This window comes from Archangium minus (genome assembly GCF_044360475.1).
Lineage (GTDB): Bacteria > Myxococcota > Myxococcia > Myxococcales > Myxococcaceae > Archangium > Archangium minus.
The window spans coordinates 4,380,402-4,407,194 of record NZ_CP043494.1; the positions used below are offsets into that span (position 1 = coordinate 4,380,402).

General features: G+C 66.2%; 21 protein-coding genes and 1 pseudogene. 10 read left to right on the forward strand and 12 right to left on the reverse strand.

Annotated elements, in window-relative coordinates; all coding sequences use genetic code 11:
• Positions 1-13 precede the first annotated feature (13 nt).
• The gene (locus F0U60_RS18085; protein ID WP_395821451.1) at positions 14-454 is read left to right on the forward strand and encodes a hypothetical protein; all 441 of its coding nucleotides are present in this window, start codon (positions 14-16) and stop codon (positions 452-454) included.
• A gap of 216 nt (positions 455-670) precedes the next feature.
• Positions 671-1,093, forward strand: a complete 423-nt coding sequence (locus F0U60_RS18090) for a hypothetical protein (RefSeq protein WP_395821454.1) — start codon at positions 671-673, stop codon at positions 1,091-1,093.
• 46 nt (positions 1,094-1,139) lie between these two features.
• Here F0U60_RS18090 and F0U60_RS18095 read toward each other — a convergent pair whose 3' ends face one another.
• Positions 1,140-1,661: a GNAT family N-acetyltransferase gene (locus tag F0U60_RS18095; protein WP_395821457.1), complete on the reverse strand. Its 522-nt coding sequence runs from the start codon at positions 1,659-1,661 to the stop codon at positions 1,140-1,142.
• Between the two features lie 266 nt (positions 1,662-1,927).
• Between F0U60_RS18095 and cml the strand changes: the two genes are divergently transcribed.
• Positions 1,928-3,133: a CmlA/FloR family chloramphenicol efflux MFS transporter gene (gene cml, locus F0U60_RS18100; RefSeq protein WP_395821460.1), complete on the forward strand. Its 1,206-nt coding sequence runs from the start codon at positions 1,928-1,930 to the stop codon at positions 3,131-3,133.
• Between the two features lie 335 nt (positions 3,134-3,468).
• Complete coding sequence (locus F0U60_RS18105) at positions 3,469-4,899, forward strand: hypothetical protein (RefSeq protein ID WP_395821464.1); 1,431 nt, start codon at positions 3,469-3,471, stop codon at positions 4,897-4,899.
• A gap of 79 nt (positions 4,900-4,978) precedes the next feature.
• Here F0U60_RS18105 and F0U60_RS18110 read toward each other — a convergent pair whose 3' ends face one another.
• Complete coding sequence (locus F0U60_RS18110) at positions 4,979-7,042, reverse strand: ELWxxDGT repeat protein (RefSeq protein ID WP_395821467.1); 2,064 nt, start codon at positions 7,040-7,042, stop codon at positions 4,979-4,981.
• Between the two features lie 255 nt (positions 7,043-7,297).
• On the opposite strand from F0U60_RS18110, the gene F0U60_RS18115 reads away from it, so the two are divergent.
• On the forward strand, positions 7,298-8,818 hold the full coding sequence (locus F0U60_RS18115; protein WP_395821470.1) for a dienelactone hydrolase family protein: 1,521 nt from the start codon (positions 7,298-7,300) through the stop codon (positions 8,816-8,818).
• A gap of 42 nt (positions 8,819-8,860) precedes the next feature.
• Here the strand turns inward: F0U60_RS18115 and F0U60_RS18120 are convergent, their stop codons facing one another.
• From F0U60_RS18120 to F0U60_RS18155, 8 genes are all read right to left on the reverse strand, one after another.
• Positions 8,861-9,505 carry a hypothetical protein gene (locus F0U60_RS18120; RefSeq protein WP_395821473.1) on the reverse strand — a complete coding sequence of 215 codons (645 nt, stop codon included), beginning with the start codon at positions 9,503-9,505 and terminating at the stop codon, positions 8,861-8,863.
• The gene (locus F0U60_RS18125; RefSeq protein WP_395821476.1) at positions 9,502-10,380 is read right to left on the reverse strand and encodes an alpha/beta hydrolase family protein; all 879 of its coding nucleotides are present in this window, start codon (positions 10,378-10,380) and stop codon (positions 9,502-9,504) included. The genes F0U60_RS18120 and F0U60_RS18125 overlap by 4 nt, the downstream gene beginning before the upstream one ends.
• Before the next feature lie 108 nt (positions 10,381-10,488).
• Complete coding sequence (locus F0U60_RS18130; RefSeq protein WP_395821479.1) at positions 10,489-12,291, reverse strand: flavin-containing monooxygenase; 1,803 nt, start codon at positions 12,289-12,291, stop codon at positions 10,489-10,491.
• Positions 12,292-12,631: 340 nt separating this feature from the next.
• Positions 12,632-14,089: a B12-binding domain-containing radical SAM protein gene (locus tag F0U60_RS18135; protein WP_395821482.1), complete on the reverse strand. Its 1,458-nt coding sequence runs from the start codon at positions 14,087-14,089 to the stop codon at positions 12,632-12,634.
• Positions 14,090-14,118: 29 nt separating this feature from the next.
• Entirely contained in the window at positions 14,119-14,982 is an 864-nt protein-coding gene (locus tag F0U60_RS18140; RefSeq protein WP_395821485.1) for an acyl-CoA desaturase, read from the reverse strand.
• Positions 14,983-15,107: 125 nt separating this feature from the next.
• A complete protein-coding gene (locus F0U60_RS18145; RefSeq protein ID WP_395821488.1) occupies positions 15,108-17,720 on the reverse strand; it encodes an FAD-dependent oxidoreductase in 2,613 nt (870 codons plus the stop codon).
• Positions 17,721-17,749: 29 nt separating this feature from the next.
• Positions 17,750-19,336 (reverse strand): FAD-binding oxidoreductase, encoded by a 1,587-nt coding sequence (locus F0U60_RS18150; protein WP_395821491.1) that lies wholly within the window; start codon positions 19,334-19,336, stop codon positions 17,750-17,752.
• A gap of 228 nt (positions 19,337-19,564) precedes the next feature.
• Positions 19,565-20,467: a LysR family transcriptional regulator gene (locus F0U60_RS18155; protein ID WP_395821494.1), complete on the reverse strand. Its 903-nt coding sequence runs from the start codon at positions 20,465-20,467 to the stop codon at positions 19,565-19,567.
• 122 nt (positions 20,468-20,589) lie between these two features.
• On the opposite strand from F0U60_RS18155, the gene F0U60_RS18160 reads away from it, so the two are divergent.
• The 3 genes from F0U60_RS18160 (at position 20,590) to F0U60_RS18170 (ending at position 23,322) form a co-directional block, all read left to right on the forward strand.
• The gene (locus tag F0U60_RS18160) at positions 20,590-21,648 is read left to right on the forward strand and encodes an alkene reductase (RefSeq protein ID WP_395821497.1); all 1,059 of its coding nucleotides are present in this window, start codon (positions 20,590-20,592) and stop codon (positions 21,646-21,648) included.
• Complete coding sequence (locus F0U60_RS18165; RefSeq protein ID WP_395821500.1) at positions 21,645-22,580, forward strand: alpha/beta fold hydrolase; 936 nt, start codon at positions 21,645-21,647, stop codon at positions 22,578-22,580. Before F0U60_RS18160 ends, F0U60_RS18165 begins: the two co-directional genes overlap by 4 nt.
• Before the next feature lie 181 nt (positions 22,581-22,761).
• The gene (locus F0U60_RS18170) at positions 22,762-23,322 is read left to right on the forward strand and encodes an ester cyclase (RefSeq protein WP_395821503.1); all 561 of its coding nucleotides are present in this window, start codon (positions 22,762-22,764) and stop codon (positions 23,320-23,322) included.
• 200 nt (positions 23,323-23,522) lie between these two features.
• Here F0U60_RS18170 and F0U60_RS18175 read toward each other — a convergent pair.
• Together F0U60_RS18175 and F0U60_RS18180 are read right to left on the reverse strand one after the other, a co-directional pair.
• A pseudogene (locus tag F0U60_RS18175) lies at positions 23,523-23,805 on the reverse strand (tyrosine-type recombinase/integrase); the annotation flags it as partial.
• A gap of 300 nt (positions 23,806-24,105) precedes the next feature.
• Positions 24,106-24,609 (reverse strand): hypothetical protein, encoded by a 504-nt coding sequence (locus tag F0U60_RS18180; protein WP_395821506.1) that lies wholly within the window; start codon positions 24,607-24,609, stop codon positions 24,106-24,108.
• 531 nt (positions 24,610-25,140) lie between these two features.
• Between F0U60_RS18180 and F0U60_RS18185 the strand changes: the two genes are divergently transcribed.
• Complete coding sequence (locus F0U60_RS18185) at positions 25,141-25,884, forward strand: hypothetical protein (RefSeq protein WP_395821509.1); 744 nt, start codon at positions 25,141-25,143, stop codon at positions 25,882-25,884.
• A gap of 87 nt (positions 25,885-25,971) precedes the next feature.
• On the forward strand, positions 25,972-26,772 hold the full coding sequence (locus F0U60_RS18190; RefSeq protein WP_395821512.1) for a hypothetical protein: 801 nt from the start codon (positions 25,972-25,974) through the stop codon (positions 26,770-26,772).
• Positions 26,773-26,793: the final 21 nt, after the last annotated feature.

Below are 26,793 nucleotides of genomic sequence, written 5' to 3' on the forward strand. Positions count from 1 at the left end.
CGAGCAGTCCGGCATGGCCGAGTTGTTGGCCCATGCCCCCACGATTCTCACCTCCCTCCTCGCACTCGAGGCTGTCGCGCGGACCCTTCGCCAAGCGCGCCTCAAACAGTCCGGCAGTAGCGCCTTGTTCGAGCTACTGGGCTGCGCGCTCGGTAAGACCTGCGTCGCATGGGCGTGGCGCGCTATCCACAGTGCCATGCCGACGGAGCCCGCCGGCTCTATCGAGGGCTTCGTGGACCTGACCGTGGGCGTGGCGATGATTCACGGAGCCGCGGTCACGCGAGTGTTGCGCAACCGGGCAGAAGCGTTCCGCCGACTCGCTGCGATGGAGGCTGGTTCAGGCAGCAGCGGCTTCGCCAAGGCCAGGTACGTCACCCAAGAAAAGCTGATGCATTTCCTCGTGGGAGTTGTGGATGGTGTTCTGGCTGGGATGCAGAAGCGCCCGCGTTGGTGAGCCCCACCGGGAAGAACTCTCAGCGTCTCGCCAATAAAATCTAACTCCAACCGCCCTGCGGGGATACTCGCAGGGCGTCTCCACACCCATGGGTAGGCATCACTTCGTCAGACCTACGGAGGGGTATCTCCACCTCAATTGGTAGGCATCACATCGTCGAACCTATAGCGGTGTGAATGCTGGCAAAACCAAGTCCCTACGCACACTTAGAGCGTTTTGAGGTGCTCTCGCCGTGGACGATCCACCTTCTCGTCTACGACCCGAGCCTGCGCCCTCGGGCCTTCAAAAAAATGGGTAAGGTCGAAATTCGAGTCCTTTGACACCTTCTCGGTTGCCCCATTCTGCGCGGACGGCCGCGCGACGTTCGACGAGTACGACTACGACCAGGAGCAGCATGGGACCTGGACGCTCGAGGGCGAGGTCCTCCACATCCAGTACACCCGGAAGACGGGGCAGCGAGGCGTGGGCGAGCCGCTCTCCGGGTTCAACGACAATATGGAGCACTACGCCCGATACAAGTCCTACGACGAGCCCACCTCTGGCGGGGACATCCTGGACCTGGGCAAGGTGGTGAGGCAGGAGGGCGAATTCGAGTACTACGTCCTGGAAGACAAGGAGCCCTCGTGCGCGAGGCCGTGAGCGCCGCTGTCGGTGTCAGACAACTCGTCGGATGCTGGCGGGGCTGTCAGCGCACGTAGTCGCGGGCAAGCAGCTCCATCAATGCGCCGTCGTGCCAGGTGCCGTCCGCTCCTCGTTCGTACTCGCGCATCACGCCGACCAGCCGGAAGCCAACCCTGGCATAGGTGGCCCTTGCTCTCTCGTTGGTGACGGCCGGGTCGATGACGAGGCGATGGTGGTGGCGCTCGTCGATGAGGTACTCCACCACCGCGCGAATCGCCTCCTGTCCCAGTCCTTGCCGCTGGAACTCAGGACCGAGGAACAGGTCGATGCCTGCGTGGCGGTAGTCGGGATCGGAGTGTTCGGTGAACTGCACCAGGCCGGCCACCTGCGCGTCCGCGGTGCGCTCGATGACGAGCCTGGTTGTTTCCTCGTCCTCACCGGCGATGAGCTCCTCCCAGACCCGCTGAGCGTCGTACCCATGCCACCAGCGTGCGACATCCGGGTGCTGCAGGTGCCGGAGAAGGGGGGCAGCGTCCGCGGGTTGTGGAAGGCGCAGCACGAGTCTGGCGGTACAAAGTTCTTTCACGGCCAGAACGATACTGCATCCGCTGCGCGAGCCCGGGCAGGAGTTTGTGCGCTCCCCGGCGGAGGAGCGGCGTTGCGCGGCCTTGGGAGATAGGGGACGATGCGCTCATCCCTGGGGTATCAGACATGGACACCGCTTCTGCAGACCGTTGAGCCGCAACAACCACGAAAGTCGTTGTTGCGGCCATCTGCTCTAGACATCCACGAGTCACGTCCTGGAGAGGCAGATCGCCGCCAAATGTTCCTCATTTGCGCAGGTGTATCGTCATGCCTCAAAAAAACCATTCAGTCTGGACTCATTCGCTTCCTGTAGCACTGCTGCTGATGGCCCCATTCGACCTGCTGGCGTCGATGGCCATGGACCTCTATCTGCCAGTGGTGCCGGCAATGCCGGCCATTCTCGCCACCTCGCCCGCGGTGGTTCAGTTGACGCTGAGCCTCTACATGGTCGTCCTGGGCGCGGGGCAACTCGTGTTCGGGCCGCTCTCCGACAGCATGGGGCGCCGACCCGTCCTCTTCGGGGGGGCGATTCTGTTTGGTCTTGCCTCTTTCCTGCTTGCCGGCACCTCGTCCGCGGCGACCTTCGTGGGCCTTCGTGTCCTCCAGGCGCTGGGGGCGGCAGCGGCACTTGTTGCCACCTTTGCGACGGTGCGCGATGTCTATGCGAATCGCCCAGAAGGAGCGGTCATCTACAGCCTGTTCAGTTCGATGCTGGCGTTCGTGCCGGCATTGGGACCGGTCCTCGGCGCGCTGATTGCCGATCATTTCGGCTGGCGTGCCAACTTCCTCCTGCTGGGTGTCCTCGTTGGAATCGCTGCGCTAAATGCGTTGCCAAAGTGGCACGAGACGAGACCCCTGCACGGAAGCAGGGCGCACGTGGCGTTCGGGCCGATTCTCACCGACCTCCCTTTCTGGAGCTACACGCTCGGGTTCAGCGCGGCGATGGGTGCGTTCTTCGTCTTCTTCTCGACGGCACCCCGCGTCCTCATCGATCGGGTCGGCTTTTCGCAGCTCGGCTTTAGCCTTGTGTTTGCCACGGTGGCGCTCGTGATGATCGCGACGACGCGGTTTGCCAAGTTGTTCGTGGCGCGGTGGGGAAACGCAGGCAGCCTCGTCCGAGGGATGGGACTGTTGCTCCTGGGTGCGGCACTCCTGGCGATGGGGGAGCTGACCTCCACTCCGTCCTTCTGGGTCTTCATCCCACCGATGTGGCTCATCGCGATAGGTATTGTCTTCACCTGTTCGGTGACGGCGAATGGCGCACTCCAGGATTTTGGCCATGTCGCCGGCACGGCGACCGCCCTCTATTACTGCATCGAAAGCCTCATTGTCGGTGCGGTGGGGACGACACTGGTGGTTCTATTGCCTGGCGATACGGCATGGCCGCTGGTTGCCTATTGCACGCTCATGGCGCTCGTCACGCTGGGTTGCAGGAGGCGGGTGGCTTCTAGAAGGCTAGCCCAAGGCCAGTGAGGATCGCTCTTCTCATCAGGTATCCGTGAGGGGCAGGGCGCGGGGGGACGTGCCGTGTCGGATGTCGGCGCGTCTCTCCCGTGTCCTGCCCACGGGCTGCCGTGGTGTTGAGCCCCAAGCCGTTACGGTGCGGAGCTCCAGAAGCCCACCGTGAATCGGGTTGTTCGCCGAGCCGAAACCGACCATGTCTGCTTTTACTCCTGCACTGTGAGGGCCATTGTCGCCAATCACGGCTCCTTCAGAGCAATGTCGACAACTGTCCGCTGTCTCTCTTGCGTTGACTCATCCGGATGCCTGTGCCACTGAGCTGCTCGTTTCTCTTCAACGGAGCCTTCATGGGATCGAGAGCCGTCCTTGCCATAGCAGGTCTACTCGCGAGCACTGTTGCAAGTGCACAAAGCATCTGTACCGAGTGCATCAAGATCCGTGTTCGCCGCCCTGGGATTGCTCGAGGTCCCGCGGCCGACGAACTCGACACCAAATTCAATGAGATCAGGCTTCCGGATGGAAGCTACCGGGGCTTCACGGCGAATGGCCACACCTACGCCGTCGATGGCCGGGATCCCTGGTCGATGGGCGGCCCCCGAACCCCCGTTCTCGCTCCCGGAGCCGCGGGCACCTACAACGAATGTGGACAGTGGCTCAACGGAACCGAGCTGTCCGGCGGGGTGGTCTACGGGTTCATCCACGCGGAGCGCTCGTGCAACTACGCCCTCAACCAAACCCATAAGTCGATGGGCATGGCGACCTCCGCTGACTTCGGCATGTCGTGGACCCCCCTCGGGCAGTTCCTTACCGGAACGGATGCTCCCACGGCCGGAATGTCGACCGGCGAGGGGGATTGCGGAATCGTGAACGGGCAGGACGGTTGGCTTTATGCCTACTGCCTCCGGCTGCGGGACTGGAAGACGATTGTCGCGAGAGCAAGGCTCGCCAACCCCACCCCCGGCAACTGGTACAAGTTTCTCAATGGTGTCTGGACGTCCCCCGGCTTGGGCGGAGACGCAACGGGCCTGGATGCATCGGAAAGTGTCGCCCGGTGGCGGTCGCAGAATCTGGTGGCCGCCTTCAGCGCCGACCGCTGGTTCGGTGGCGTCAAACTCCAACTCTCGGCGGACAAGACGGCCTTCTCCACCGTGCCCGAGCCGCTCATTCCGCTCGATGACGTGAACTGGTCCCGGCCGGCCCCGACCGAACTGGTGGCCTATCTGTCAACGACGAACTTTGACGATGGGAGCAATCAGCTCGACGACGCCTTTCAGTTGGCATACGTCTACCTTCAGCCAGGCGAAGCATTCGACAAGCGCTACCTCGTGCTGCGCGAAGTGCTCGTCACCATGACCCCACAGCCGGTGAACCCGCAGGTGGGTCTCGAGCTCGGTCGCTGGTACAGCGCGAGCAACAAGGACCGCTGGACCACGACCGGTCCGGTTCCGGGAAACTTCTCAAGCTATGCGTGGGAGCGTTCGCTTGGCTTTCTCATGACCAGGCCTGCCTCCACCCAGAACACGACAAAGCTCGAGGAATGTGTGAGCCAGTGGCCGGGGCACCCTGACCATCTGCTCACGGGTGACGGCGAGTGCTCCTCGAATGGGTATACAAGGCTTCGCACGGCGGGCTGGGTGTACACGACTCAGCAGCCGAACACGATTCCGCTGTATCGGTGCTACAACGCTACGGAGATGCACCACTTCGCCTCGAACCAAGCGGATTGCGAGGGACTGGGTCAGATGGAGTGGCGGCTCGGGTACCTGCTGCAGAACTGAACCCATCAAGGTCGAGCCCAAGGTGGTTCAGGCTCGACCGAGCGACGCTCAAGCGGCTGAAGAGCGCCTGGGCTCGCGATCAACGGCGGTTGATGGTGAAGCGGCGGTTCACTCCCCTGGAGAGCAGGAGCAGCGCGAGCCAGCCCAGGCCCAGGGGTGCGCCACCGCCCACCGCGCAGCCCGAGGCAGGGGGCGGCATGGGCTCGATGACGGGACTGGCGGCCTCCACGTGGACCTGGAAGGAGCACGTGGCGCTGTTGCCCGCGGCGTCGGTGGCCTGGACCGTCACCTGGGTGGTACCAGGCGCGAAGAGCGAGCCGGAGGCGTGGCTGTAACTCACCGTGGCGGTGGACGCCGAGTCCAAGGCGGTCGCGGACGGGAAGTCGACGGACTGGCCCTCGGCGGGAGCGTTCGTCACCGAGACATCCGCCGGACAAGACAGGGTGGGAGCGGTGGTGTCCTGCACGGTGACGGTGAAGGCGCAGGTCGTGGTGTTGTTGGCCGCGTCCGTGGCGGTGACGGTCACCGGGGTGGTACCGAGCGGGAAGGTGCTTCCGCTGGGGTGGTTCACCGAGAGGCTGGCGGAGGAGACGAGGTCCGTGGCCGTGGGAGGCGAGTAGTTCACGGTGGCGCCTTGGGCACCTGTGGCCTCGGCCACCACGTTGCCTGGGCAGGTGAGGGTAGGGGCGGTGGTGTCACGCACGGTGACGGTGAAGGTGCACGTGGCGCTGTTCTTCGCCTGGTCGCGGGCGGTGACGGTCACCCGGGTGGCGCCGAGAGGGAAGGTGCTCCCGCTGGGATGGTTCACCGAGAAGTAGGCGGTGGTGATGAGGTCCGTGGCCACGGGAGGCGGGTAGTTCACGGTGGCGCCCTGGGCACCTGTTGCCTCGGTCACCACGTTGCCCGGACAGGTGACGGTGGGGGCGGTGGTGTCGCGCACGGTGACGGTGAAGGTGCACGTGGCGTGGTTGCCCGCCTCGTCGAATACGTTGACGTTCACCTGGGAGGTGCCGAGCGGGAAGTTGCTCCCGCTGGGAGGAATCGCCGAAAGCGTGGGCGTGGCGGTCTGGTCATCGGAGGCCGTGGGACGCGGGTAGCTCACGGTCGTGCCCTGGGCGCTCGTGGCCTCGGCGGTCACGTTCGCGGGACACGTCACCACGGGTGGCGTCGTGTCATCGACGATCGCCAGGCGCCACAACTCGCGTCCGTGAGCCGCGTCATCCGCCGTGAAGTAGAGGCTGTCGCCCACGGCCGTCAGCTCCCTGGGCGAGGCCGAGCCAGGGCCCCGGATCATGTCCGTCACGCGCACAGTGCCCGCCTCGGTGCCGTCGCTCTTCCAGATCTCCCGCCCCGAGACACCGTCGTCGGCCGTGAAGTAGAGCGTGTCGCCCACGAGCGTGAAATGCTCGGGCGCGGAGCCCACGTCTCCCGGCCGGATGTCCTTGACGAGCACGGTGCCCTCGGGTGTTCCGTCGCTCTTCCACAGCTCGTTGCCGGTGGTCCTCGACTTGTGGGCGAAGTAGCTCGTCCCGTTCTCGTTCGTCAGCAGGGAGTTTCCCGAGTCGCTCGCGTGCGAAGACACGCTCGTGATGAACACCGTGCCGCCGGTCGTGCCATCGGTCTTCCACAGCTCCTTGGGAGATCCCTTGTCCAGGATGAAGAAGAGCGTGTCGTTCACGCGAGAGAAGCTGAAGGGCCCACTCTCCGCCATTGCCTTGACGAGCATGGTGCCCGCCTCGGTTCCATCGCTCTTCCACAAGCCGCTGTTCGCGGAGTCACTGGCGGCGAAGTAGAGCGTGCCGTTCATGCTCGCCGCGCGGAACGGGGTCCACCGGTCGGTGGCCGCGGGGGTCAGGGCCTTGAGTGGGAAGGTGCCCGCCTCGGTCCCATCGCTCCTCCACAGCCCTCCCGGAGTAGGGGCGGTGGGGGTGAAGAACACCACCCCATTGGCTTCGCCCAGAACAGTAGGATTGGAGCCGGGAGCGCCCGCCCAGAGGTCCTTCACCAGCGTCGCGGCCAGCCGCGGATTTCCCTGAAGGGGACGCGTGGCCTGGGCGAACTCCGGGGCCGGGTCGCCGCACCCTTCCAGTACCACGCACGTCATCAACAGCCCTGTCAGCACTCGTCTCAGCACGGAGGTCATGAGTCCCTGTCCCGAAGCAGCCGGTCACGCGCGCTCGCGGTTTCTGGATTGGCCGCGTCGGACGAGGAGTGTCATGGGAAATTCAAATCCTCCGAAGCCACGGTCGCGGGGCAGCTCCGAGAGCCGCAGGCCGTGAGGCCATGTGGGCGCGGTCCGCGAAATTTTTTGCGCCTGATGCAGCACTTATGGATTTGGTTTTTGGCAAGTTTATACTGCCCTTCGAACATGTCCCGACTACTCCCAGTACTGCTCCTCATGATGGCGAGCGCCACCAGCGCCGCAGCCGATTTTACGTTTTCGAACCAGCAGGGCCCGCACGGCGTCGGCCTGACGGTCAGCCAGAGGTACGATTACTCGCGCGTGTACAAGCTGCGCGTGGACCCGATCACGGGTGCGGCCACCCAGGGTGAGCGTGCGCGTCCGATGCAGGTGCTGAGCTGGTATCCCACGCGGCGCCAGGGCAAACCCGTGACCTACCGCCAGTATATGGAGACGATCGCGACCGAGGTGAACTTCACGGCCGACGCGCAGGCGGTGCGCAGCGCAACCGACATCTGGCTCGCGAGCCAGGGCGCCGACCCGTCGCATGGCGCACTCGCGAAGCCGATGTGGGCGGTGCGCGATGCCCCGGCACTGCCAGGCAAATATCCGGTCGTGATCTACGCGCCGAGCTTCAGCGCCAGCGCCGCAGAGAACGTAGACCTGTGCGAATACCTCGCGAGCCAGGGCTACGTCGTGCTGTCCAGCGCCTCGCTGGGAGCGCGCACGCGCTGGATGACGGTCGACCTGGAGGGCCTGGAAACGCAGGCGGCCGATATCGCCTTCCTGATCGCGACCGCCCAGGCCATGCCGCAGGCGGACATGAACCGCATTGCCGTCGTCGGCTTCAGCTGGGGCGGACTTGCGAACGTACTGGCGGCAGCCAGGGACGACCGCATCGGCGCACTGGTCAGCCTGGACGGCTCGCTGCGCGGCTTCCCCGAATTCGTCAACGGCGGCAAGGACGCCGCGAAATACGTAACGCCAGCGCGTCTGGCGGTGCCGCTGCTGTACGTCGCGCGGCGCCCCGACACGCTCGAAAGCATCAACCAGCGCCAGATCGACACCAGCTTCAACCTGATGAACCAGATGAAGTATTCGGATGTGTATATCGTGACGATGCATCCGATGACACACCCGGACTTCTCCTCGATTCACCTGCGCTTCGCGCCGGAGCGCGCGTTCGAGGAGTATTCGCGCGATGAGGCGGCGCTCGCGCACAGCTGGACGGCGCGCTACGTCCACCAGTTCCTCGATGCCTACCTGAAGAACGATACGGCCGCGCGCACCTTCATGAACAATTCCGCCGCCGCGAACAAGGTACCCCGCCACATGCTGACGCTCGACGTGCGCCGCGGCGACGACACGCCACCCACACTGGAAACGTTCGTGCGTACGCTGGGCAAGGAAGGCTTCGCGCGGGCCATCCCCACCTACGACGCGCTGCATGCGAAGTCCGCAACCTTCCGGCTCGAGGACTCGCAGATCAACTCATGGGGCTACCAGCTGCTGCGCGGCGGTCGAGGCAAGGATGCGGTGGAGATCTTCAAGCTCGGCGTCCACGTCTATCCAGACAACGCAAATCTGTTCGACAGTCTGGCCGAAGCGCAGGAAAAGACGGGGGACCGTGACCAGGCGATCCGCAACTATCGGCGCTCCCTGGAACTGAACCCGAAAAACGGCAACGCGGTTGAACGCCTGAAAGCGCTGGGGAGTACTGTGGGCGCCCAGCGGTAAGACCGGACGTTCCACTGAAGACGGTGGCGCTTACGGGCGCGCCTACTTCACGTCCAGGGTCGGCGCCGAGGCTTCCGGAGGCACTTCGACGAAGCGGCCGTACCAGCTCAGGGCGAGCAGCACATCGCCGCGCCAGGTGGCGGAGAGGCCGCGCTCGAGGTCCATCCCGGCGCGAGCGGTGAGGGCGAGGCCCCAGGGTCCCAGCCGTCCGCGCGCGCCGAGCAGTGCGCGCAGGGGAACCCGGGGGCCGCCGGTGCGCAGGAAGGCCTCGACTCCGGCCTGGGCGCCGAGGAAGCCTTCGAGGCGGGGGCCACCGAGGCTCGCGGTGAGGCCCGCGTGCGGCCCGAGGCCCAGGTCCGCGGGGCCACGCAGGACACCGTAGGTGGTGAGCCCGAGCTGTGCCGAGGCCTGGAAGACACCCTCGTCCGAGGTGAGCTGCCATTGGCCGGCGCCGCGCAATTCCAGCACACCGGTGGAGGGGAGGACGAAGAGCTCGCCGCCGAAGGCGGTGGGCCTGGACTCGGGCTCGAGTGGAGCGGCGAGGAGGAAGCCCAGGCCCACGCCCTGGGGGCCCGCGAGCAGAGTCAGGTGCGAGGCGTCCACGCGGCCACGGGTGGTGAGGACGGGGGCCTCGGCGGTGGCCACCGAGGCGAGCAGCAGCGCACTGGAGAAGACGAGGGCCTTCATCGCGCGGTCACCTCCGTACCGGGCACCTGGCGGATGTCATCGGCGCCGGTGCCCTGTCCGGCGAGCGCGGCGCGGAGGAAGCGCGAGAGGACCTCGGCGATGCGCTCGTGCGCGGTGTCGAGCGGCACGGTGGGCGCGCAGCCGTCCTCCACGTCGCGCTGGTCGCTGGAGGTGAACTGGAAGTGGGTGACGCCCTGAAGGACGGCGAGCACCGAGGGCGCGGGGAGCCGGGAGGCGTCGTCACGGACGCGGGGCAGCGTCGAGAGGCAGTCCAGCTCGCCGGCCAGCGAGAGCGAGGGCATGGCGAGCGAGGGGATGCGCTCGGAGTCGGCCGGGTCAGGGTAGCTGGCGAGCAGGGCGAGGGCGGTGAAGCCTCCGTCGAGGGCGAGCTTGGCGGACACGACGCCGCCGAGGGAGTGGCCGGCGACGGCGATGCGGGAGGGGTGGACGAGGCCCTCGAGGAGCGAGCCCTCGGGGGGAGAGGTGAGGAGCTCCCGGGCGAAGTGGCCGTTGTCGATGGCGGACAGCGGCAGGTCGAGCGGGTGCGAGGGCAGCGCGACGACGTAGCCGCGTGCGGCGAGGGACTCGGCGAGCCAGAGGTAGTCCTCGGGAGGCACGAGGCCGCCGTGGACGAGGACGAGCGCGGGCAGAGGCGCACCATCGGCGGGCCGGGCGGGGTGGCCCTCGGCGTCCGAGGGGAAGAGGACGCGCACGGACACGAGGTCCGTGTGACGGGCGCGCACCTGGAAGAGGGCCTCGGAGACGGGAGTGGGCCCGGTGCGCAGCAACTTGCCCGAGGTGGGCGCGGGAAGCGCGCAGCCGGACAGGGCGAAGGTGAGGCAGAGCACGAGGAGGGACAGCGAGGCTTGCTTCATACGGGGAACTCGCGGGGGCTCATGGGTGGGCACTGTGTAAGGCCCGGGCCCGCGGTTCGCTAGCGAGTTCCCCTCAAGAGCACGTTCATCGCTGAGGTATCAGGCATTTCAGCCCAGGGACCTGGTGAGCTCCAGGCCCGCGAGTTCCTCGCCCTGGCGCCACGTGCGCAGGACGTCGATGAACGCGAGCGTGTCTCCCCCGAAGGAGGCGTAGCGCATCTCGTTCGGGCCCGGCTTGGCCCCCTCGTTGTTGTAGTAGCCGGGCGTGCACTCGGGACCCCCTAAGGCGGAACCCATCTTGAGACGGCCGAGGATCACCTCCCACCACTGTTGCTGCGCCTGCTCCGAGGGCTCAATCGCTTCGATGCCACGCTTCAGGCAACGCTCGATGATGTAGGCGGCGTGTTGCGACTGCTCGTCGAGGATGTGAACGAAGTTGATCGCCCAACCGCTCTGGATGGTGCTGAACATCATCAGGTTCGGATGGCCGCGACTGTGCATGCCATGCAACGTCGCCGGACCGTTGGCCCAGCTGTCTCGCAGGGACCTGCCGCCGCGCCCGCGGATGTCGAAGCCCAGCATCCCGGTGTAATCACTCGAGACCTCGAAGCCCGAGGCGTAGACCAGACAATCGACCGGGTATTCCTTGCCCTTGACCACCACGCCGGTGGGGGTGATCCGCTCCACGCCCTTGCCATCGGTATCCACGAGCTGGACGTTGGGGCGGTTGAACGTATCCAGGTATTCGTCGTGGAAGCAGGGCCGCTTGCACAGCTGGTAGTAGTAGGGCTTGAGCGCCTCGGCCGTCACCGGATCCTTGACGATGGCGGCCACCCGAGCGCGGATCTCCTCCATCTTGCGGAAGTCAGCCAGCTGGCGCAGCTCGGCCGCCTCCTCAGGAGTCTTCGCGCGGCGGAACTCGGAATCATCGAAGATGTAGGTCCAACCGTCCCGCACCAGGTCAACGTCCGTCTGGCGACCGGAGACGCGCGCGGTGAAGTTGCGGATGCGCTCCTGCTGCCAGCCAGGCTTGAGCGTCTTCACCCATTCCGGGTCGGTCGGCTGGTTGTTGCGCACGCCGATGCCCGAGGGTGTGCGCTGGAAGACGTACAACTGTTTGGCCGAAGCACCGAGGTGGGGAATCGCCTGGACCGCGGTCGCGCCCGTTCCGATGATGCCCACGCGCTTGTCGGCCAGCCGGGCCATGCGGCTCGTGGGACCGCCGCCGGTATAGGCATAGTCCCACCGGCTCGTGTGGAAGCTGTGGCCCTTGAAGGTCTCGATGCCCGGGATGCCGGGCAGCTTCGCCTTGTGGAGGATGCCGCCCGCGATGATGACAAACCGCGCAGCGAGCCGGTCGCCCCGGTTGGTCGTGACGTTCCAGCGCCGGGCGTCCTCGTCCCAATCCATCTGCTCGACCAGGGTCTGGAACAGCGCCGCCTTGTAGAGGTCGAACTGCCGGCCAATGCGCTGGCAGTGGGCGAAGATCTCCGGCGCCTTGGCGTACTTCTCCTTGGGGATGTAGCCGGTCTCCTCCAGCAGCGGCAGGTAGATATAGGACTCCACGTCACAGGCGGCGCCCGGATAGCGGTTCCAGTACCAGGTGCCGCCGAAGTCGCCGCCCTTCTCGACGATGCGGAAGGAGTGGACGCCGGCCTGGCGCAGCCGCACCGCCGCCAGCATGCCGCCAAAGCCTCCGCCGACGATGAGCACGTCGAGCTTCTCCGTCAGCGCCGGACGGGTGAAGCCGGGCTCGACGTAGGGATCCTTGTCGAAGTCCGCGTAGATGCCTTTCAGGGGGATGTACTGGGTGTTGCCGTTGGGGCGCAGTCGCTTCTCACGCTCGCTCCGGTACTTCGCTCTCAGTGCCTCTGGAGAGAAAGAGAGTTCACCCTTCTTCGTCGCACTCATCCGCACACGTCCTTTCGGCTCGACAGTTGTGCACGATGTAAGCAAGTGTTTGCATTGCTAGACATAATGCAACCCCTATCGTAAGTGAGAACACCGTGTACAAATTCTGCCCGATGGAGGCCAAGACATCGACACACCCGCAGGACTCCTCCTGGGAAGGTGTCAAAGGACTCGATAGCAATCATCAGACCGAATATGGAGCCACTCTTTATCGTTCGCCTCCCCGTCCGCCCGGTGTGGCGGACGTTGCACAATTGATAGGGGAGTCCTGGCTCTGGTGCTGTGAGAAACCTCACTTCGTCTCGGTGAAAGGCGTCACACCGGGTGAATCATGACCGAGTCAGCTTGGGAGTCTGTTTGGATGAAAACGCCCGGAGCCCGGTGGGCCGATGCGCTGGGGCTCGAGTCCCAGCCGCACCATCTGCTGCGCGTCCCACGCCTCGAGCGGATCCATGCCGGCGATGTAGCGCCGCGAGGAGTTCTTCACCGGGTTGCGGATGCTGAGGATCTCCGGCCCCGAGAAGAGGATGGTGCTGCGGTAGCGGGGCATGTCGCTCATCGCGAGCTTGGACCAGTAGTGCCGGGCGATGTTGGGGAGACTGCCGAGCGTGTGGCACAGCCGCTGGAAGTGCTCCACCACCTCCGAGGGGTGCAGGTTCTTCGGACGGTGGCACAGCGTGTAGCCGTCGTAGTCGCGGCTGATGGTGCCGGGCAGCAGGCGACCCTCGGAGGCCACCTCGCGGAAGAAGGGCGTCTCCGGGTAGGGGCTGACGATGCCCAGGAAGGTGATGGAGAAGTAGCGCAGGTCCGCGAGGTACTGGGGCACCTTCTCCAGGTACTCGTTGGTGTCCCCGTCCGAGCCGACGATGAGCCCGAACGAGAGCAGGATGCCGCTGGAGAACGCGCGCTGGATGACGGCGTTCACCTCGGACAGCTTGTTCTGGCCCTTGTTCATGGCCTCGATGGATTCGGGGTTGAGTGACTCCAGGCCGGTGTAGATGTAGCGGCAGCCGGCGCGGCCCATCAGCTTCACCAGCGACTCGTCCTTGAGCACGTTGAAGGTGAGCGCGCAGCCCCACGTTTTCTTGAGGGGAATGAGCGCCTCGCACAGCTCGCGCAGGTACTTGGGCGAGCCCCCCAGGTTGTTGTCCAGGAAGACGAACGCGTCATCCATCAGCCCGAAGAAGTTCTTGTTCCAGCGCATGCGCGTCTGGATTTCGTCGATGACCTGGGGGATGGGGCGGTAGCGGTAGCGCTCGTGCCCGGTGAGCACGCAGAAGTTGCAGCTGAAGGGGCAGCCCCGCGAGGCCTCGATGCCCGGCAGGCGCACCTTGTTGTGCGAGAAGTCGATGAGCTCGTACCGGTACGGCCGGATGTCCGTGACGCCCTTGGCGCTCAGGCCGTAGCGCTTCTTGAGCTGCCCCTTCTGGAAGTCCGCCACGAGCGTGGGGACGTTGGGCTCGGGCTCGCCGGTGATGACGGCGTCGAAGTACTGCTCGCAGTCGTCGGGGAAGTGGCTCGCGTGCCGCCCGCCCGCCACCGTCACAATGCCGCGCTGGCGGAAGAGCGTGGAGAGCACCTTGGTGTGCTCGTAGTAGGAGTGCAGGTACGAGAAGAAGACGAGATCCCAGTCCCGGTCGAGCGGGATGTCGAGCTCCTTCTCGTTGTAGAGCTCGATGTCGGCGTCCTCGGGGCAGAGCCCGGCGATGAGCTCGGGCACCGAGGACTGCATGATGGACGGCTCCTTGATCCGTTGCCGGGTCGGATGCGTATAGGTGGAGATGACGGCGATCCGCATGGGGTTGTCTCTCTCTGGAAGGAAGGCTCTCAGACCGTCGGGGCTTGTTGCTGGGAGTCGGGGGCTCGCTGGCCGGGGAGCCGCACGTCCCAGGCGAGGCCGAGCCAGCTCAGCAGCCGGATGAAGGCCCAGCCTGGATCCAACTGCCACCAGGCCTGGCCGTGCCGCGCCGAGCCCGGGAATGCATGGTGGTTGTTGTGCCAGCCCTCGCCGAGCGCGAGCACGGAGACCCACCACACGTTACGGCTGAGGTCGCGCGTGTCGTGGGCGCGGAAGCCGAAGGTCTTCACGTGGCACACCGAGTTCACGCAGTAGGTGCTCTGCATCCAGCACACCACGGGGAGGAAGAAGCAGGCAGGCACCACGCTCCAGCCGAGCGTCACGCCGACGAGCACCACCGCGAGCACCTGGGGCACCATCCGGTAGCGCAGCAGCCAGTAGTAGTAGCGGTCGTGGGCGAGGTCTCGGCAGTACGTGCGCCACGCCTGGGAGTCCGTCGAGTCGTCATCGAGGATCCACCCCATGTGCGAGTACCAGAAGCCGCGCACGGGGGAGTGGACGTCCTGGGGCAGGTCGGTGTGGACGTGGTGGATGCGGTGGGTGGCGGCCCAAAGGAGGGGGCTGCCCTGGCCGGTGAGCATGGCCACGGTGACGAGCGCGTACTCGACCCAGCGGGGGCAGCGGAAGGCACGGTGGCTGAGCAGCCGGTGCAGCCCCACCGTGGTGCCGAGCCCGATGCTCACGTACAGCGTGAGCGCCATAGGCAGGGCATAGGGGGGCCAGGGCAGCCAGAAGGCGGAAGCAGCGAGCCCGTGCACCACCACCATGTAGGCGACGATGGCCTTGTTGATGCGAGGACGGCGGAGCGGCTCGGACGGTACGGCGGACGGCATGTGGACGACTCCCCCTCTTGCTTGGACGTGGGCAGAGAGCTTCCGGCCACGCCCGGCGCATCTTTTCTCAAAGGGGGTGTGACGGCTCCGTGACGGGTGAGCCGCCTGGGGGGGCCGTCTGGCGCCTAACGTGTGGCGAGTCCGGCGATGAGCTGCGGGGACTCCTCTCCAGTGGAGAGGGCAGGGCGGCGCCCGTACAGGGACTTGTCCATCCAGCGCGTCATCCGCTCGACGAAGCGGGACGCGTCCTCCATCTGGGGCACGTGGCCGATGTCGTCCATGGGCTCGAAGCTCCAGTCCGGGCGCAGGGCGGCCAGAGCCTCCGAGGAGGCCACGGGCACCAGTCGGTCCTGCCGACCATGCACCAGCAGTGTGGGGGCACGCACACCGCGCACCCAGGACTCGAAGCGGTTGCGGCCCAGGAGCGTGAGGATCATCGAGCGCGTGGCCCGCAGGTAGCTGGCGGAGTGGCCCAGGGGCATGCGCTCCATGCGCTCGGCGAGGAGGGCCGTGTTCTCCTCCACCACCTCCTGGGGGACGCGCCGCACGTCCGCGCACCCCAGGGTGAGCAGGTCCATGAAGAGGCCGCGCGCACCGCTCCGCTTTCCATCGCGCCACACGATGTACTCGCCCACGCCCGGCATCGTGTGCAGCACGAGCCGAGCGGCCTGCACCGGATCCAACCGCGTGCCGCGCGGGGGTGGCTGCGCGGGGCTGACGAGCACGAGCCCCGCCGTCGTCTCCGGTGCCTGCGCCGCGTGGGCGAGCGCTACCAGTCCACCCCAGGAGTTGCCCACCAGCACCGCGGGCCCGCCCACCACCTCCGTGAGGAAGTGCTGGAGCATTTGCTGCTGGCTCGCCACGCCGACGGAGCGCCCGGCCATGGGCGTTCGCCCGAAGCCGATGAGGTCCAGCGCGAGCACCCGCGCGTGCTTCGTCAGCAGTGGCGCGGCGGGCAGCCAGTTGAGGTAACAGCCGCCCAGGCCGTGCAGCATCACCAGCGTGGGCCCGCTCCCGCCGTAGTCGGCGTAGTGGACGGGGCCGCCCTGGAGGTTCACCGTCTGCAGCCGCACCAGACTCGACTGGGACGTGGCGAGCCGGAGACGCGGCCTCTCGGGGGCCTTCTCAAGCTGCGCGGGCAGGAGCTCGCCGCCCGCGGGCAGGCGGGGTTGCTCGGGCAGCGCGTAGTGGGTGCGCCAGAGGGTCAGGTAGGCGCGGGCCTCGGACTCCCAGCGCGCGTCGTCCCAGCCCAGCTCCTGCTGGCAGAGGGTGCGGATGGCGGACAGGTGCGCCTCGCCGCCCCGGGGCAGCAGCAGCCCCAGCCGCACGCGCCGCAGCAGCAGGTCATCCAGGTGGACGACGTTCTCGTTGCGCGCCGCCCAGCGCAGCTCCGCCCAGAGCGTGGAGGTGCCGGGGACGGATTCGAGCTCGCCGGGACGGGCCATGGCCACCAGCGCGGGCGCGTCCGCTCCGTAGCGCCCTTGCAGGCGCATGCGGGCCTTTGGGGAGAGGGGTGCGTCCTCCAGCGAGGGAGGCGTGCCGAGGAAGGGCCCTTCCGGCTCCAACGAGGCCAGCTCGGGAATCTGGCGGCGGAGGGCGCGCAGGGCATCGTGCGCGATGGCGCGGCAGGTGGTGAGCTTGCCGCCGGTGACGGTGACGAGCCCCTCCTCCTTGAGGACGAGGTGCTCGCGGGACTCCTTGGACGGGTCGCTCGCGCCGGAGGAGATGACGGGCCGCACCCCGGCGTAGCACGACACCACGTCGTCGAGGGTGAGCTTCAGCGCGGGGAAGCGGGACTCCACCGCCTCCAGGAGGTAGGCCACCTCCTCGGAGGAGATGGAGGGCTCCTGGTCCAGCGAGGGGTGGTGGTCCAGGTCCGTGGTGCCGACAAGCGTGGAGTCCTCCCAGGGCATGACGCACACGAAGCGGTCACCGCGCGGGTGCCGGAAGCTGATGCCGTGGGCGAGGGGGAAGCGCTGGGACGAGAAGACGAGATGGCTGCCGCGCAGGGGGCGCAGCTTGGGGGCCGCGGACAGGTGCGCGCGCACCGAGTCCGCCCATACGCCCGTGGCATTGACGACGGCGCGGGCGCGGACGGTGGCGGAGCGCTGCCCGACAGTGTCCATCAGCTCGACGCCCGTGACGCGGCCGTCTTCGCGGAGCAGGCCGGTGACGCGCACGTGGTTGAGCGCGGAGCCTCCCGCGGCCACTCCCTCGCGGAGGATGCGCAGCACGAGCCGCGCGTCATCGACCCAGGCCTCGTCATAGGGCACACCGATGAGTCCTTCCTCCTGCACGAGCGAGGGCTCCAGCTCGCGCAGCTGGGCGGTAGCGTGGTTGCCGCGAGGCCAGCGGCCGGTGAGCAGCTCGTACACGAAGATACCGGCGCGGCCCTGCCAGTGCTTGCCGCCCTCGCGGGGGTGACTGGCGAGCATGAAGTCGAGGGGCTGCACCAGTCCGTTGCCCTCGGCCAGGAGCCGCTGGCGCTCGCGGATGGACTGGCGGACCAGGGGCACATCGCCGTTGGCGAGGTAGCGCAGGCCTCCGTGGACGAGCTTGCTGGAGCGGCTCGAGGTGCCCCAGGCGAAGTCGCGCTGCTCGACGAGCAGGGCCTTCAAGCCGGCGCGGGTGGCCTCGCGCAGCACGGAGGCGCCGGTGATGCCGCCTCCGATGATGATCAAATCCCAGGGCGCTGCCAGCGCTCCCCAGAGCGTCTCTCGTTCAGTGAATGCGGACATGGTGTGACGACTCCCCCCGACTGCCAGTCTCAGACGAGCTTGCCCGGATTGAGCAGGCCCGATGGATCGAATGTTCCCAACATCTGCCGGATGGCGGAGAGGCCGAGTGCGCCCTTCTCCGCTTCCAACCAGGGCCGGTGGTCCGTGCCCACGCCGTGTTGATGGCTGATGGTTCCGCCGTGGGCGGCCATGGCGCGGCTGGCGGCTGTTTTGAGCGCGAGCCAGCGTGCATGGGTCTCTTCGGCATCCTTCCCCAAGCGGAAGATGAACGTGGTGTAGAGGTTGGAGCCGGTCGCGTACACGTGTGACAGGTGGGTGAAGACAAGTACCCGCTCGCCCTGGTCCACGAGGGCTCCGCGCAGGGCGTCCTCGACGGCGGCGAGCAGGCGGGGCACGTTGCTCCAGGAGGTGGCCGTCTCCACGGTGTCCACGCCCCAGCCGCGCTCCCAGGCGGCGTTGCGCAGGTAGGGGGCGCGGAAGCGGCCTTTCAGCCACTTCTGTCCCAGCAGGGGTACGCGCACCCCGCCGTGCCGGCCCGCGAGGCCCATGGCGGTGTGCTGCGCGGACTCCACGGTGCGCCGGCTCCCGGACACGCCGAGCACGAGCATGCAGCCGTCCGAGCCAACGCCAAGCAGGGAGAGGGAACCGGACAGCACCCGCACCATGCGCGGGTGGCCGGACAGGGCCAGGTTGATGGCCGTCTCCTGGGGCGTGCTCAGGCGCAGCATGGACAGGGGCGTGCCGCTCTGCACCAGCTCGCGCACGGCGGTGCGGGCGCACTCCCAGTCGGGGAAGAAGAGGGCGTGGAACTCCTCGCGCTCGGGCAACGGGGAGATGCGCACCGTGGCCTCGGTGAGGATGCCCATGCGTCCCTCGGAGCCGAGGACGAACTCACGCAGGTCCGGCCCGGTGGCGCTGGCGGGGAAGGAGGGGAGCACCACGGTGCCGGCGGGGGACTCGAGTCGTCCTCCGACGAAGAGGTTCTCGATGCGCCCGTAGCCGAGAGACTGCTGCCCGCGCGAGCGGGTGACGATCCATCCACCGAGCGTGGACAGCTCGAAGGACTGGGGGAAGTGCCCGAGCGTGTAGCCGCGGGCTCGCAGGGCGTCCTCGAGCCGGGGGCCGCTCACGCCGGCGCCGAAGGTGGCGAGCCGGTCCTCCGCGGAGAGCGAGTGGAGCTGCTGGAGGCGCTCGAGGGAGACGGTGAGGATGGGGGCGTCACCGGGAGCGACGTTGACGTGGCCGACGACGCTGGTGCCACCGCCGTAGGGGATGAGGCGGGCGCCTGCGTCGCGAGCGTAGGAGAACAGCGCGCGTACTTCTTCAGCATCGCGAGGAAAGGCGACCCCATCGGGGAAGGCGGGGACGCGGCCGCTGCGCAGGACGATGAGGTCGGGGAAGCTCTGACCGCGAGCGTGGCGGAGACGGACCTCGGGCTCGGTGGAGACGAGCGGGTGGGGGGGGAGGCGAGAGGGAGGGACGGAGGAGAGCACCTCGGCGAGCGAGGCATCTCGGGGCGGAGTCCCGGGCCCGATACGTTCCGCGAGGACAGCCGCGGTGGCATCCGGCAGCGGGTAGCTGACGGCAGCGAGTCCCCAACCATTCCAGCGCCTCACGACGGCCTCCAGGCGAGTGTGCGCCCGGCCCTGGCGCCCCCACTGACGGGAGTCAGTGTGCTGGGAGCCCCCGCCGCTGGCAAGTGGTGAACAAATCCGTGGAGGACATGTGGGAGCAATCTCCCCTCGCCCTCTGGGAGAGGGACGGGGTGAGGGTATCCGTGCCCGTGTTCACCCCCGTGTATCCAGACGTCACGGTGCGGAGCCCCAGAAGCCACGACTGACACCTCATCCTCGAGGCTTCTTGCCCCCGAGGTGGGCCGCGAGCGCGTCGATGAAGACGCGCACCTTGGCCGAGAGGCTTCGGTGGCTCGGATACAGGGCGTTGACCTCGGTCGTGCCCGGTCTCGTCGCGGGGAGCACGCGCACCAGCTCACCCGCGGCAATCGCCTTCTCGGCCATGAAGCGCGGTAGCCTGCCAATGCCCGCTCCGCCCATCAGCATCACCAACCCTACCGTGGGCTCCGGGGAAACCACACGCGGGTAGATGGAAACATGCTCTTTTCCACGGCCGGGCGTATCGAACGTCCACTCCGTCGTCCCGTCGATCCTGTCGATGAAGTCGTGAGCCGCCAGGTCCGCGACCGAGGTGGGCGTCCCTCGCGCCTCGAGATAGGAGGGGCTGGCGCAAAGCCATATCTCCAGCGGCGGTAGACGGCGCGCGACAAGTCCGGAATCGACGAGTGGACCCATACGGACCACCACATCGATTTCCTGGGCGACCATATCGACGTTGCGATGGTTGAGGTCGAGCACCACCCGGAGCTCGGGGTAGCTCGCGAGAAACGCCGGCAGCATCGGCGCGATAAAGGTATGGGCGTACGCAAGCGGCGCGCTCACCCGCAGAGTGCCACGCGGTACGCCGACGAAGCCCCCCAGCGCGGTCTCGGCCTCGTCAACGTCGTTCATGATCCGCAATGCATGTGGATACAGCAGCGCGCCCGCTTCCGTGAGCCGCAAATGGCGGTTGGAGCGTTCCACCAGCGCGGTGCCCACGACGGCCTCCAGCCGGGCGAGTGAACGGCTGACAGACGACTTAGGCATATTCAACGCTCGCGCGGCAGCCGAGACACTCTTCAAGTCGGCGATGCGCGCGAATGCACGCAGATCGGTCAGGTCCAGGTCGAACATGGCCTCGAGCGTTCCAGAACTGGAACACCATGTCCACGCCTGGCAACCGCGCTTCCAGTTGGAACGCCCCGGGGCTCTACATAGAAATGATTGCAACACGAACCCAGCAACAGGAACCCGGAATGGTCCCGATCCATCATCAAGACAGACTCCTGACTCCAGTCACCCTTGGCGCTCTGACCTTGAGCAACCGGGTGATCATGTCCCCCATGTCCCGCGTGCGAGCGGACGCGGACCTGGCTCCCCCGGACTTCGTCGCGAGGTATTACGCCCAGAGGGCCAGCGCGGGGCTGATCATCACGGAGTCCACCGCCGTCGCTCCCTACGGCGCTGGCTTCCCACCACTGCCCGGTCTCTTCACCGCCAGACAGGTCAATGGCTGGCGCAAGGTGGTCGAGGCCGTGCACGACGCGGGCGGCCTGATCGCCGCCCAGCTCTGGCACACCGGGCGCGAACGCAAGGAAGACGAAGCCAAGGGACGGCCACCCGGCTGGGCCATGATGGAAGCGATCACACCGGCTGAGCTCACGACATCCGAAATCGCCGGCATCGTGAAGGGGTACGTCAACGGCGCACGGGCCTCCCGGGAAGCGGGCTTCGATGCCATCGAGATCCACAACGGAAATGGCTTCCTCCTCGATCGCTTCCTCCGGGCTGGAACCAACGGTCGTGAGGACAGCTACGGGGGGAGCCTCGAGAACCGCACACGCTTGACGCTGGAAATCCTCGCGGCGGTCTCGGACGTCTACGGTGCCGAGCGCGTTGGAATCAGGTTCTCGCCCAGCGCCACCGTCGCGGGGAGCCCGGATCCGCGGGTTGAGGAGACCTTCGCCTATCTTCTCGAGCGGCTCCGTCCACTCGGTCTCGCCTGGGTCGATGTGACCCGTGTCACCGCGCAGGATCTCGCCCATGGGTCTGGACCGGGAATCCCGCTGGAGTGGATCCGGTCGCACTACGCGGGCCGGCTGATCGGGGCGGGTGAGTTCGACCGCGAGAAGGGCGAAGAGGCGATCGCCCAGGGCACCTTGGACGCGGTCGCCTATGGCCGGCTGTTCCTCGCCAATCCGGACCTGCCGAAGCGCTTCGCCAGACGCGCCCCGCTGAACAAGCCCAACCCACAGACCTTCTACGCGCCGGGCGAAACCGGCCTGACGGATTACCCCCCCATGGAGGCAGCATGAACACCCATCCAACGACAAACGGAATGGAGCCGGCCGCTCCACAGGCAGATAGCCCGGTGAAAGGCCTCAACGGGTTCACGCATCGCTACGCCGACGTGAACGGCACCCGGATCCACTATGTGATGGGCGGCAAGGGCCCGGCCCTCGTGCTCGTGCATGGGTACCCGTACACCTGGGCCTCGTGGCGCAAGCTGATGCCCCTGCTCGCCGTGGCTGGCTTCACCGTGATCGCCCCCGACCTTCGTGGCCTCGGCGATTCCGACAAGACCGAGACCGGTTACTCGAAGGTCAACGTCGCCGAGGACGTGCGGCAGATCGTCCAGTCGCTCGGCTTCGACACCATCAACCTGGTTGGCACCGACATCGGCACGATGGTCGCCTATGCCTACGCGTCCCGCCATCCTGACGAGGTCCGCCGGCTGATCCTCGCCGAGTCTCTGATCCCCGGCTTCGGCCTCGATGAGCTGATGAATCCGGCAACGGGCGGCTATTGGCACTTCGGCTTCCACGCCCAGGTCGATGTTGCCGAGATGCTGACAGCCGGGAAGGAAGTGGCCTACCTGCTACCCTGGATGAAATGGGCGTCCACGTCGAAGGACGCGGCGGACGTGGCGGTGAATCTCTTCCTTCCGTACTACCTCGCGCCGGGTGGCATGCGCGCCGGCTTCAAGCACTACGAGACGATGGTCGAGGATGGCAGGGAGAACCGCGCGGCCTTCTGCTCCAAGCTGAAGATGCCCGTGCTGGTGCTGAACGGCGACCAGGGCATCCCGCAGGCCCAGACACTCGGCTGCGTGCTCCAGGTCGCGGAGAATGTCGAAGCGGAGCTCGTCCCCCAGAGCGGCCATACCTTCGCCGAGGACAATCCGGCCTGGGTCGGCGAGAGACTCGCTCGCTTCTTCGCCCCCTCTCGCCAGCCCATGGATGAGTGAGTGAGTCCTCTGACCAACGGTCCCATGTCCGTCCCCTCGCTTTTTCGCTGTTCCAATTGAGCAACAGTGCTGTGCTTCCAAGACGCCTAGTTGCACCGAAGCAACAACGGCATCTTGCTCTTCGAACAGCGCGACGGAGGGACAGCGCCCGAGGTCGTGCTCCCACCGAAGAGGAAAGACCATGAAGACGAACGAAACGCAGGGGAAGTCCCGCATGTCTATCTGCACCGCGTTGGCCACCCTGGCGCTGATGGGTGCCATGGCTTGCACGAGCCCGGAACAGGAGCTGGAGCGGTATCAGGAGAACGAGCGACAGGTGAGTGAGCACATCGCCACGTTCGATGCGCTCGACTTCGACGTGTTCACCCACCAGAAGTGGGACCAGCTCCACCACAGCCACTCGAAGGATGTCATCGTCCACTGGCCTGACGGGCATCAGACGCAGGGCATCGACGTCCACATCCAGGATTTGAAAGCGATGTTCGTGTACGCCCCGGACACGCGCATCCTGGTGCACCCCATCAAGTTCGGCACCGGCGAGTGGACGAGCGTCATCGGAGAAATGGAAGGCACCTTCACCCAGCCCATGCCGCTCCCCGATGGTTCGAGCATCGCCCCGACGGGCAAGCCGTTCAAACTGACCATGAATACGGTGGGCCGCTGGAAGGACGGCGTCATGGTCGAGGAGTACCTGTTCTGGGACAACCAGTCGTACATGAAGCAGATCGGGCTCGCGCAGTAGGAGCAGGCAGGCCAGCGCCCACGCCGAGCCTTCGGCGTGGGCGTTTTCGCGCGTCGCCAGAGCCTGGGGAAGCGCAGCAGCCCGGCCCCGTCTACTCGCGGCGTGCGCTCCTTCGTTGGTTCTATCCTCACCGCTGTCTCTAGCCGGATGCTTCCGGCGGCGGGTTCGATTCCCGCCGCCTCCACTTTTTTACGCCGTGATCACGGGTGGTTAGCGGATTCCTCCATCCGTGTTGCATATACGTCGCATGCGGGCGCAAGAGGCAGGTCGAGCACCCCGACCGCCTCTCTGCGCGTATCCGGGCTCAAGTGGGCGTAGCGCTCCGTCATCTCGATGGTGACGTGTCCCATCAACTTTTGAATGACCTTGAGCGGAACGCCCTGCATCACAAGGTGGCTGGCGTAGGTGTGCGTAGGTCGTGCCACCCGAGCCGCCCCTCCTCGCGACTGATGCCCGCACGGTGAGCGCGCGGCGAAGCGGCTGCTTCCGTAATCTCGGATCGCGCGCTCAAGTTGCCTCTCGAGTAGCACTCGGTCCGTCTGTGTTGGCGCCTGGTCTTTCTCTCTCTTGAGTCGCTCGATCCACGACTTGTAGATGCGGTTCCGTTGTTCGATGAGCGCGTCCACCGGCGTGCCGGTGCGGCGCGCCTCCCCGATCTGGCGTTCGAGATCGAGGATTTGGCTCTCCTCCACCGACTCAGGTTCCAGCCGCATCGATCGCGATCGTGAAGACGGCGGACACAACCGCGAAGCAATCGTCAACCCTTGCAACTCGTAAGCGGTGCTATGCACGTTGTCCTCCCTTGCTCTGCACCGGTTCAGCTATGGCCGTCGCCGTAAATGACACCCCCTGAGCCACCACTCGAAGATTGATCAGAACGGGAGCGTCATGACCCGACGGCAACGTCAGGAGGCTTTGTTCTCTCAGCGGTTTTCCCGACTCTATCCAAGATTCTGCGAGGAGCACCCGGGACGTGTATACCGGCCCGCGTTGCGGCTCGCTCACCGTGCCTATGCCAGCGTGCCCCTCCAGCGAGCACACTCTAAGTGTTGCATCACTGAGGTCGATTCTCGATTGGCCAACGTTCGAGGCTTCAATCGTCGTCAACAGATAATCGGCTGCGCCAATGCGAAATTGGCGCGCCTGCGCGCTGAGCGTGAGCCGAGGATGAAACACCCGGCCTTTGACAAAGCGGTAGTACGCGAACGCGCCGGCCACAATGGCCGCAAGTGCCGTGATGATGTCGGCAATGATGTCGGCGATGTCCTTGATCGCTGTAAGCGTCATTAGCCCCAAGGTGGCTTAACCTGAAACGGCAGCCTATCGGCTCGTAGTTCGGGTGGGACGTGGGACGGCGAACAGATACGGTGATTCTGAGCCTGCTTGAGAACAAGGCCGTCCTGACACTTGAGCACTTGGTGAACTTGGCCACCATCGGCGCGAACGTGGCGATGCGGGGGCGGGCTCTCCGGGAGCTGCTCCTAGTGGATTGGGAGCGAACCAGCTTTGAAGCCCGCAGGGTCCTGGCTTCCTCCAAGACCCGAGGCGAAGGGAGCCGCCATGTTGCACGTATGTCGCAGGAGCCTGCGGAACGGAATGGGTCAGGACAGGACGACACGGGACGCGGCGGGATAACGACTCCGAATTATTCCGGGCGGTTGCGAAGTAAGGGCGCGATTCTGCTAGATGCTTCGCACCGCCCGGCGCGGGTTCGATTCCCGCCGCCTCCCATGACGAAGCATACGGTCGTCATCGGCATGTCAGCCCTTCATGGTCCCTTCTCCAACCTTGCCCTGCACTGGGAGGAGCATGTTGGACATGAACAAAGGTGGAACCAGGACGAGGAGCACCTGGAGGCTGGCGGGTCTTATCCTGGTGCTCGTGACGGCCCTCGCAGCCCAGGCGGAGCCGCCCTCCTCCACGATCCCTGGCCGTAAGCCGGACTCCAGTGAGCCCTGGAGCGCTTTTCTTGGCAAGGTCGCACATGAGGCCATTGGCAGAGCATACAGCGTGCAGCATCCCACCAGCGTCGTCTTTCTCAACACCGTCGACCTCTACAGAATTGTGGAGAAGGGGGAGTTGGGGGACCCCGAGCGTCTTCCTGGGTTCGTGAGGCGCTTGCGCCCGGACATCACTGATACCCGCCTCCTCGTGCTGTTCGAGCTCAAGCCGGACAATGAGAAGTCACGCGAGATAGGGAGAAAAGAGGCGGGGCGCTACCTGGCGGCACTCAATGAGGTTGCCGAGCCTGACAAGAAGCTCGTGGGAGGCACCGGCTTCGAGGGGTCGCTCTTCCTCGAATTCGAGAACGGGGGAGCACTCTGGCCGTTGTCCTGGCGAACGCCAGAGCCCGGAGTGACGCTGTACCGCTGGAGCTACCGGCGCAAGAAGCCCAATGCTTCCTGGAAGGAGCGGGCGGCCCAGAAGGCAGAGGAGTTGCCCAGGGAAGAAATAGAACAGCGCGGTGAGTTGGCCGAGCAGGCGATCTGGGCCGCCTATGAAGGGGGCGAACGCCCCAAGGGCTTCCAGGGCCAGGTCTACCTGCCAGTGGACTACCGCTGAGCGGGCGCGAGGCGCCTGCCGCCCTCGGAGCGCGCGAAGTGCCCGGCGCTTGAGGAGCGTCTGACCGCTGTGGTAGGGCGAAAAGCCATGACCCCGGGACAACCCTCTGTGCTTGAGTTTCCAGCGTGGCTCTACGGCACCACCGCCGCCATCCGCCGCAAGGCGAGAGCCGAGGGACGCTGGTGGGCCCGGGAGTACCTCAAGACCGGTGCCTTTACCCATCCCCGGCAGATGCGCCAGGTGCCGCCCGGCGAGGTGCTGGTGATGCACTCAGCGGCCGAATTCGACTTGGGCCGCACGCGTTGGTGGATGCACATGTTCGGCGACGTCTTCATGGACTTGAATGGAGGCGTCCCGAAGGAGGAGCGTCAACGCATGAGGGACGCCTTCGAGTCCTTCTGCCTGGGCACCCCGTGGGGCGCCCTGGAATATACCGTGTCTCCGTCCCCGCCGCGGAGCGCGGAGCGTGTGGCGAACCGGCTCGCTTCGGTGCTCCGCTTCTGGGATGTGCTCCAGGGCCCCCGCTACGCGTTCTGGCCCGGTAGGAAGTACACGCTGGAAGAACTCATGGAGGATATCTACGGCAAGACCCTGGAGGCCTGGTGCCCCGGAGGCCCGGCCTCGGTCCGCGAGCACCTGGCCCTGACGGTGGAGCGCATGTCTCGCGCTACCCGCGAGGATTGCGAGGAGGCCGTGCTCCGGGTGATTCCCGTCCTGGTGGAGGGGGACAACGACTTGAAGCACCACGAGGTGCTCAGCGACCCGGACTTCCTGCACGAGCGCCTCTCCGCGCTTCCCCTGGAGAAGTTCGAGGATTTCTCCAGCGCCGACAAATACGCGGTGGCCGTACAGTTGGCTGCCTGGGACAGGGAGTTGGGACAGCATTAATACTACGAGGTCACTTCGGAA

Bases quoted from the DNA above. Each gene is read 5' to 3' on its own strand.
- F0U60_RS18160 (WP_395821497.1), top strand. From the start codon at position 20,590: ATGGTCCCGATCCATCATCAAGACAGACTCCTGACTCCAGTCACCCTT.
- F0U60_RS18110 (WP_395821467.1), bottom strand. From the start codon at position 7,042: ATGACCTCCGTGCTGAGACGAGTGCTGACAGGGCTGTTGATGACGTGC.
- F0U60_RS18135 (WP_395821482.1), bottom strand. From the start codon at position 14,089: ATGCGGATCGCCGTCATCTCCACCTATACGCATCCGACCCGGCAACGG.
- F0U60_RS18125 (WP_395821476.1), bottom strand. From the start codon at position 10,380: ATGAAGCAAGCCTCGCTGTCCCTCCTCGTGCTCTGCCTCACCTTCGCC.
- F0U60_RS18145 (WP_395821488.1), bottom strand. From the start codon at position 17,720: ATGTCCGCATTCACTGAACGAGAGACGCTCTGGGGAGCGCTGGCAGCG.
- F0U60_RS18105 (WP_395821464.1), top strand. From the start codon at position 3,469: ATGGGATCGAGAGCCGTCCTTGCCATAGCAGGTCTACTCGCGAGCACT.
- F0U60_RS18120 (WP_395821473.1), bottom strand. From the start codon at position 9,505: ATGAAGGCCCTCGTCTTCTCCAGTGCGCTGCTGCTCGCCTCGGTGGCC.
- F0U60_RS18165 (WP_395821500.1), top strand. From the start codon at position 21,645: ATGAACACCCATCCAACGACAAACGGAATGGAGCCGGCCGCTCCACAG.
- F0U60_RS18085 (WP_395821451.1), top strand. From the start codon at position 14: ATGGCCGAGTTGTTGGCCCATGCCCCCACGATTCTCACCTCCCTCCTC.
- F0U60_RS18185 (WP_395821509.1), top strand. From the start codon at position 25,141: ATGAACAAAGGTGGAACCAGGACGAGGAGCACCTGGAGGCTGGCGGGT.
- F0U60_RS18115 (WP_395821470.1), top strand. From the start codon at position 7,298: ATGATGGCGAGCGCCACCAGCGCCGCAGCCGATTTTACGTTTTCGAAC.
- F0U60_RS18140 (WP_395821485.1), bottom strand. From the start codon at position 14,982: ATGCCGTCCGCCGTACCGTCCGAGCCGCTCCGCCGTCCTCGCATCAAC.
- cml (WP_395821460.1), top strand. From the start codon at position 1,928: ATGCCTCAAAAAAACCATTCAGTCTGGACTCATTCGCTTCCTGTAGCA.
- F0U60_RS18130 (WP_395821479.1), bottom strand. From the start codon at position 12,291: ATGAGTGCGACGAAGAAGGGTGAACTCTCTTTCTCTCCAGAGGCACTG.
- F0U60_RS18180 (WP_395821506.1), bottom strand. From the start codon at position 24,609: ATGACGCTTACAGCGATCAAGGACATCGCCGACATCATTGCCGACATC.
- F0U60_RS18190 (WP_395821512.1), top strand. From the start codon at position 25,972: ATGACCCCGGGACAACCCTCTGTGCTTGAGTTTCCAGCGTGGCTCTAC.
- F0U60_RS18170 (WP_395821503.1), top strand. From the start codon at position 22,762: ATGAAGACGAACGAAACGCAGGGGAAGTCCCGCATGTCTATCTGCACC.
- F0U60_RS18155 (WP_395821494.1), bottom strand. From the start codon at position 20,467: ATGTTCGACCTGGACCTGACCGATCTGCGTGCATTCGCGCGCATCGCC.